This window comes from Ferrovibrio sp. GW821-FHT12E11, assembly GCF_058806975.1.
Genome location: NZ_JBXAQG010000001.1, coordinates 1,535,771 through 1,544,082, shown reverse-complemented (window position 1 = coordinate 1,544,082; position 8,312 = coordinate 1,535,771). Strand labels below are relative to the sequence as shown.

The following is an 8,312-nucleotide window of genomic DNA, read 5'->3' as shown; positions in this document are numbered from 1 at the left end:
GCGCCAACAATACTATGGCGACCTACCGGCCGCATTTCGTCGACTTCAACGGCGACGGCAAAATCGACGTACTGTGGAATTACGGATATTCTGACGCTCGCTCGGGTTCGCCCGGTTTGCGCGTCCTTTGGACCTTCCAGGGCTATCAGGCGCCGGCCAACGACCTGCTGGCAACGGCGACATCGGGCAATGGCGCTCTGACCACGGTAATCCCGGACCGCATCAGCAACGGCAGCTTCTACATCAAGGACAGCGGTGGATCCGCTTGTGCCTGGCCCTGCCGCGACCTCAACGGCCCGCTCTGGGTGACCAAGGAAGTGAAGTCCGCCAACGGCCTCGGCGGCGAGTACCGCAGCACCTACCGCTATGCCGGTGCCAAGGCCGACAATCACGGCCGCGGGTTCCTCGGCTTCCGCCAGATGACGGTGAAGGACGAGCAGACCGGCGTCGAGCAGCTCACCAGCTACCGCCAGGATTATCCCTTCGCCGGTCTGGTGGCCAGCCGCGAGAAGAAGCTCAGCAGCCAGCTGCTCAATCGCTCGACCAACACCTACAGCAGCAGCAATCTCGGCGGCACGCGCCGTTATCCCTTCCTGACGCAGAGCTTGGAGGAGAGCTGGGAGTTGACCGGTGCGGCGCTGCCGGCAGTGACCACCAGCTACAGCTACGACTCTTACGGCAACGCCACGCAGGTCGGCGTCTCCACCGGCGACGGCCACAGCAAGACCACGGTCAACACCTACAGCAATGACACCGCCAACTGGCTGCTCGGGCGCCTGACGCGCTCGGAAGTCACCAGCACAACCCCGGGCAACTGATGTTTACTGAAAAGGGTAATAAATTGAAGATTGACAATTTTAGCGTCAGTCTTTTAGCTCATCTTTAAGGTAGAAAATAAGGCGAATCGTGGGCTTGGGGGTTGTGGTGACCGATCGGATGAAAGGGGGGCTGGTTGTGGCTCTGGCCGGGGCGTTTGCATCCGCGGCGGCCCTGGCCCAGATGACGCTGCCGGGCAAGTTCGAGGTCACCGATACCGGCTCGGCCAGCTACACCATCCCGATCAGTGTCGTCCCGGGCACGGCCGGGCTGGAGCCCAAGCTTTCGCTCTCCTACGACAGCCGCGGCGGCAACGGGCTGCTCGGCATCGGCTGGAGCCTGTCCGGCCTGCCGGCGATCACCCGGTGCGGCAAGACGATTGCCCAGGATAGCGTCGCCGGCAGCATCAACTTCGATGCCGATGACCGTTTCTGTCTCGACGGTCAGCGCCTGATCGCCACCTCTGGCACCTATGGCGCCGACAGCACGGAATATCGCACCGAGCGCGAGAGCTTCAGCAAGGTCGTCAGCTACGGCGGCGCTGGCTCCGGCCCGAGCTGGTTCAAGGTCTGGACCAAGGCCGGGCTGGTGATGGAATTCGGCAATACGGCCGATAGCAAGATCGAAGCCCAGGGCAAGGCCTCGGTCCGGGTCTGGGCGCTGAACAAGACCGCGGATACCAAGGCCAACTATTTCACCGTCAGCTATACCGAAGACAGCGCCAACGGCGGTTACCAGCCCAGCCGCATCGATTACACCGGCAATGGCAGCGTCGCGCCGAACAACTCGGTGCGCTTTGTCTACGAGGACCGCCTGGCGGCCCCGCCGGCTTTGCCCAACAACGTCACCACCGTCGATCCGCAGCCCGACGCGACGCCAGCCTACCAGGCCGGCAGCCGCGTGCAGGTCACCCAGCGGTTGGCCAAGGTCCAGGCCTGGCAGGGCTCGAACCTGACGCGCGAATACCGCCTGGCCTATGAAGCCAGCCCGGCGACGCGGCGCTCGCGGCTGACCTCGGTGACGCAGTGCGACGGCGCCAGCACCTGTCTGCCGGCGACCGGCTTCAGCTGGAGCAACACGGCGATTCCCTTTGCCTATAACAACACTGGCAACGGCGCTTTCACCCGCGTCTTCCACCAGACCGATGCCAATACCGGCCCGTTCTGGGCGACCGATACGCATCCGACCTTCCCGATCGATATCAACGGCGACGGCCGTACCGATTTCCTGCAGATCGGCAAGACCACCGATGTGGCGCAGGTGCTGAAGTCCAACGGCGACGGCACCTACACCCAGATATTCAGCCAGACGGTGGCGCAGACGCCGTTCCGCCAGGTCGATGGCAATCCCACCATCCTGGCCGATGTGGATGGCGATGGCCTCACCGATGTGATCCAGATCGCCAAGACGGCATCGGGCGGCCAGGTGGCGGCTCAGGTGCTGCGCTCCAACGGCGACGGTACCTTCACCCAGATCTACAGCAACGCGGCGAGCCCCTTCTGGGAGGGCAACGACGCCACCAATGTGACCTATGCCATCGATTACAACGGCGATGGCCGCGCCGACATCATCCAGAACCAGAAAAGCGGCGCGGTGGTGCAGATGCTGCGCTCCAACGGCGACGGCAGCTTCACCCAGGTGTTCAACCAGACCAGCACGGCCAACGGCCCGTTCCGCCCGGCCAGCGACTCCGTGCTGCATATCGTCGATATGGATGGCGACGGCCGCACGGAAATCCTGGTCCAGGCCATCGGGTCTTACTTCGCCTTCATCCTGCGCGCCAATGCCGATGCCACCTTCACCCAGCTCTGGGCGCAGCCCGAATGGGCCAACAATCCGGTTTGGCGTTCGACCGATGGCCATGCCTTCCCGGTCGATTTCGGCGGCGATGGCATGATCGACATCGCCAAGATCGCCACCACCTCCTGCCACTGCATGGAATCGCTGCGGCAGAATGGCGACTGGACCTACAACCTGGTCTTCTCCGGCCCGAACCAGGTCTACAGCCCGTTCATGGCGCTGGGCGCCGCTTATGCCTTCCCGATCAATTACAACAACGACGGCAAGACCGATTTCCTCCAGATCGCTCAGGTCGCCTCGCCGGACTATTATGCCCGCCTGCTGTTCTCGCGCGGTAACGGCACGTTTGACGAGGTGTTCTACCAGTCGAATGGCTCGACCGGCCCGTTCTGGGACCTGACCAGCTACGCCACCTTCCCGATCGATGTGAATGGCGATGGCCGCACCGACATCGTGCAGATCCACAAATACCAGCCGATCGCCCAGGTCGTCTTCCCCGCCGGCACCATCCCCGACCAGCTGCACACCATCACGGCCGGGCAGGGCGCGGTCACGCAGGTGGCCTATGCGCCATCGGTCAGCACCGGCGCGCTCTATACGCGCGACAGCGGCGAGAACAAAGCGGTATGGCCGGCGCAGGATATGGCCGGGCCGCTCTATGTCGTTTCCGAGGTGAAGAGCAGCAACGGGCTTGGCGGCGAATACCGCAGCACCTATCGCTATGCCGGCGCCAAGTCCGATCTGCAGGGCCGCGGCTTCCTCGGCTTCCGCCAGATGACGGTGAAGGATGAACAGACCGGCGTCGAACAGCTCACCAGCTACCGCCAGGACTATCCTTTCGCCGGCCTGGTGGTGTCGCGCGAGAAAAAGCTGGCCGCCCAGCTGCTCAACCGCAGCACCAATACCTACAGCAGCAGCAATCTCGGCGGCACCCGCCGTTATCCGTTCCTGACCCAGAGCCTGGAAGAGAGCTGGGAACTCACCGGCACGGCGCTGCCGGCGGTCACCACCAGCTACAGCTACGATTCTTATGGCAATGCCACGCAGGTCGGGGTCAGCACCGGCGACGGCCATGCCAAGATCACCGCCAACACCTACAGCAACGACAACACCAACTGGCTGCTCGGGCGCCTGACGCGTTCCGAAGTCACCAGCGCGACGCCGTGATTTACAAGTCTTAACGCATAAAGCGACAAGCAAACGACGGTCATATGGCCGGGGGGCAGTGAAGATGAATGCAGCGCAGCAGCGTTTGAGCACTCGGCTTGCGGCCGGGCTTCTCCCCCCTGGGCTGCCTTCATTGGGGCGTCTCTCATTCGGCCGTGTCCTGGCCGGCGCCGGCCTGGCCGCTCTGCTGCTCGGCCTGCCGCTGCAGGCCTTTGCCGCCACCGAGACCCGGGTGTCGAGCTGGACCTACGATGCGGCCGGCATGATCGCCACCGAGACGATCGAGCCCGATACCGCCCAGCTGACGCTCACCACCACCTACACCTACGATGCCTTCGGCAACAAGACCGCCGTCACGGTGTCCTCGCCGGCTACCGGCGATGCGGCGATTGCCAGCCGCACCACCTCCAGCGCCTATAGCAGCGACGGTCGTTTCCCCGTCACGGTGACCAATGCGCTGAGCCAGTCGGAGACCCGCGTCTACGATCCGAAATTCGGCACGCTGACCAGCCAGACCGGCCCCAACGGCCTGACCACCACCTGGACCTATGACGGCTTCGGCCGCAAGACGCTCGAAACCCGCCCCGACGGCACCAAAACCAAGGTCGAATACCTGTGGTGCAGCGGCTATAACGGCGGCACGCTCTCGGGCTGCCCCACGCTGGCGCGCTACGCTATCCAGTCCACGCCGCTGGCCTCCGATGGCACCACCCAGATCGGTGCGCGCTCGCGCCAGTATATGGATGCGCTGGAGCGCGAGATCCGCGTCGAGACGCAAGGCTATGCCTCCAGCGGCGATCAGGCGCATACGATTTACGCCGATACCGAATACGACAGCTACGGCCGCGTCTATCGCAAATCCCGGCCGTATTACGCGGGCGACACGGCGATCTGGACCAGCTTCGTCTATGACGCCATCAGCCGCGTGGTGGCGGAAAACCGCCCGCAGGAGGAAAACGGCGTCGCCGTCGTTAAGCAGGTGACCATCGCATACGCCGGCCTGGTCACCACGGTGACCAATGAGTGGAATGAAAAACGCATCACCACCAAGAACAGCCAGGGCCAGACCATCCATGTGAAGAACGGCCGCCAGGATGGCGGCACCAGCGTCTTCACGGTCAACCGCTATACCTACGATCCCTTCGGCAACCTGATGACGGTGATCGACGCCGAGAACGGCGCCACCGATGGCAACACCGTCAGCTTCACCTATGACAAGCGCGGCCGCAAGGTGGCGATGTCGGACCCCGACAAGGGCGCCTGGAGTTATGTCTATGATGCGCTTGGTCAGCTGAAATCGCAGACCGATGCCAAGGGCCAGACCACCGAGATCGTGTATGACCTGCTTGGCCGCACGACGTCCAAGGTGGCGAAGAACAGCGCGGCCGTGGTCGAGCAGACGGATACTTGGGTCTACGACACCGCCACCTATGGCATCGGCAAGCTGGCCAGCGCCACGGCGACGGACGGCAGCAGCGCGGTGATCCACACCAAAACCCAGGCCTATGACTCCTTGGGCCGGCCGCAGCAGACCACGCTGAGCCAGGATGGCAATACCAGCTACTACACCCAGACCTACGATTCCTACAGCCGGCTCGCCAGCCTGAACTATCCCTCCGGCCTGACGCTGGATTACGCCTATAGCGCCCTGAGCGAGCTACTCACCGTCTCCAATGGCGGCAACGCGGTCTGGTCGCTCAACACCCGCAACGCGGCGCGCCAGCTCACCGGCGAAACCTATGGCAACGGCGTGGTCGGCACGCGGACTTACGAGGCCGGCCGCGGCCTGGTGCAGACCATCGTCGCCACCAAGGACAGCGTCACCCTGCAGTCCTGGGCCATCGGCTACGATTCTGTCGGCAATGTCACATCCCGCGCCGAATCCGCCACCAGCCTGGCCGAGACCTTTGATTACGATCCGCTCAACCGCCTGATCGCGGTCAGGGTCGCCGGTACAGTCACGCTGGAGATGGCCTACGAGCGCGGCAATATTGCCTACAAGTCCGATGTCGGCACCTACAGCTACCCGGCCTCGGGCACCGCCTCGGTGCGGCCCCATGCGGTCACCGGCATCCTCTCCAACCAGTCCGGCGTGGCCGACAAGAGCTACGAGTATGACGTCAACGGCAACATGCTCAGTGGCGACGGCCGCACGCTGACCTGGAACGCCTTCGACATGCCGGCCAGCATCACAAAGGGCGGCAGCAGCTTAAGCTTCGCCTATGATGCGGATCATGCGCGCATCAAGCAGATCACCCCGGCCGACCAGAAGCACTACCTCACCGATCTGGTGACCGGCGCGCGCACCGAGCGCAAGCTCAGCCTGGCCGGCGCCCATGTGCAGTGGGACAGCTATATCAGCATCGGCGGCGAGCTGGTCTCGCTGGTGACCAAAGAGGCCAACGATAATATCGTCACGCGCTACTTCCACCGCGACCATCTGGGCAGCGCCACCTTGCTCACCGATGGTGCCGGCGTGGTGAGCCAGCGCCTGCGCTATGACGCCTGGGGCAAGCGGGCGGTGGTGTCGGGTCCGCTCGGGCCGGAGATCGACCGCGGCTATACCGGTCACGAGCATCTGGAAGAGGTCGACCTCATTCATATGAACGGCCGCGTCTATGATGCGACCATTGCAAGGTTTGTCAGTGCGGATCCGGTGATCGGCGACCCGATGTCGACCTTGGCGTTTAACCGCTATGCCTATGTCGATAACAATCCGCTCACATACACGGATCCGACCGGGTATCTGAAACTCGGGGGTATTCTGACCAAGATCCTTGGTGCCGGTAATTTCGGCGCATTCTATCTCATTCCTGGGATCGGGAATCGCATCGATAAATTCATCGCGGGTAATCAGTTCGCCCAGATGTATCTCATGGCAAGTTCTGCTTTCTGCGGGCCTGGTGCTGCAGCCTGTGCAGCAGCCAATGCAGCTTATATCTCGGGCATTCAAGGTGGGTCCCTTGGTGATATGTTCAAGGCTGCGGTTATTGCTTATGCCACAGCCGAAGCTTTCAACTTCGTCGGCGATAAAACTGCCCACGGGAAGTTTGATTTCCTAGAGCCGAACCACATCAAAAATATTGCTGGCCATGCCGTTGTTGGTTGTGGTTCAGCGGTAGCGAGTGGCGGCAAGTGCGGTTCGGGTGCACTTGCTGCCGGTTTTGGCTCATTTGCTGGACCACTGATCCCCTCGGAGTGGGGCCGCGTTGGAAATATCACTGCTCAAATGGTGATTGGCGGGACGGGCTCGATTTTGGGGGGCGGGAAATTCCACAATGGCGCGATTACTGCGGCGTTTGGGTACCTATTTAATGAGCTTCAGATACTCGAAGGTATCCCGATTAAGTCTGGTTCAAACGCAGAGTCGTATTTTGATGATAGCATCGCAGATCGGGTCAAAGGGTTCTTCGATACCTTGAATAACAAGGATATTCCGATCCAACTCACCGATGGATTCCGTACTAATGATATGCAAGCTGAATTGACCGGCAATCGGTACGGGGGCGCGCGAGCTGGTAATAGCTTGCATCAAGCTGGATATTCTTTCGACGTCAACTGGCGGGCATTGACGGTTGATCAACAGAGGACAGTTCTTCAGACTGCTAAGGACTACGGATTTAAGTGGGGGGGTGGATTTAAGCCTTCGGATCCAGTCCATTTTTATGTCGATCCCTTTAAGAACCTTGCTGCTCGACAGGCTTATATTCGAGATGCGCAGCAACAGTATCGTGATTTAGGAGGGCAGCGGCGATGACACGGCTCAGGCAATTATTCGGTGGACTTGTTTTATTATTGCTGCCGGTTGTTGCGCATTCTGCCGACGTTCCTGGCAGAATGAATCTGCGTGTATACTCTGAAATGAGCTTTAACAAACTTGAAGGTGAATTTAACGGGTTGGAACTCACTATTGTGCCTTATTCTGGCGGGCAAAAAATACTGTGGCGTTCTGGGAGTGGCCGGCTCGACCCGCCATTATTACTCGACGCGGTAAAAGAAGGTGGCAGTTGGAGAGTCGTTGTTCCAGAGAGCAGCGACTTTTTCGGAGAGTGGAATCTTTCGGTTGAGAGGAATGCTCTTCGGGCCGTTGGCCCTAGAGGGATGCAGTTCAACCTAAAAGAAGTGAAACGCTAATTTTACTAAGTAATCGGGACCGGCCGCGATTTCTGTTGCGCTGTCGCATCCGTCTGCTGAAATCGTCAGCACTTGCTGGCGAAGCCAAACGAACACCAAGAGTAATCGGGGACAGACCACGATTTTGTTGCCGCTGTCGCGTCTGATAACCGGCGTTCGGCTCGCAACCACCGCCTCCACCTTGCTCCACCATGTCACGCCGGCGTGCCCTCCATGCGCACGACCTGATGACCACCCTTGTCATTCGTGCTGACGCCTTTCCGACTCTGCGTTCGCCAGCCTTTGCGGCAACCACCTGAATGACCGGCCGCGCTCCTGCTCGTGCGGGACTTGATTCCGTAGGATCGTTCCCTATATGCCCCAATGCTGCTGTCGCCCATCGTGAATATCGCCGT

At 61.2% G+C, this 8,312-nt stretch carries 4 protein-coding genes; all 4 read left to right on the top strand.

The annotated features are described in order from the left end of the window. A partial coding sequence (locus AC1ROT_RS07575) for a toxin TcdB middle/N-terminal domain-containing protein (RefSeq protein ID WP_492998171.1) occupies positions 1-818 on the top strand: 818 nt, incomplete at its 5' end. Between the two features lie 106 nt (positions 819-924). After that, positions 925-3,783, top strand: coding sequence for an FG-GAP-like repeat-containing protein (locus tag AC1ROT_RS07570; RefSeq protein ID WP_492998169.1), 2,859 nt, complete (start codon positions 925-927; stop codon positions 3,781-3,783). Between the two features lie 64 nt (positions 3,784-3,847). After that, positions 3,848-7,540: an RHS repeat-associated core domain-containing protein gene (locus AC1ROT_RS07565; protein WP_492998168.1), complete on the top strand. Its 3,693-nt coding sequence runs from the start codon at positions 3,848-3,850 to the stop codon at positions 7,538-7,540. Next, positions 7,537-7,917, top strand: a complete 381-nt coding sequence (locus AC1ROT_RS07560) for a hypothetical protein (protein ID WP_492998164.1) — start codon at positions 7,537-7,539, stop codon at positions 7,915-7,917. The genes AC1ROT_RS07565 and AC1ROT_RS07560 overlap by 4 nt, the downstream gene beginning before the upstream one ends. Positions 7,918-8,312 lie beyond the last annotated feature (395 nt).

Excerpts from the sequence above, each read along its gene's own strand:
- AC1ROT_RS07565 (WP_492998168.1), top strand. The coding sequence starts at position 3,848 with ATGAATGCAGCGCAGCAGCGTTTGAGCACTCGGCTTGCGGCCGGGCTT.
- AC1ROT_RS07560 (WP_492998164.1), top strand. The coding sequence starts at position 7,537 with ATGACACGGCTCAGGCAATTATTCGGTGGACTTGTTTTATTATTGCTG.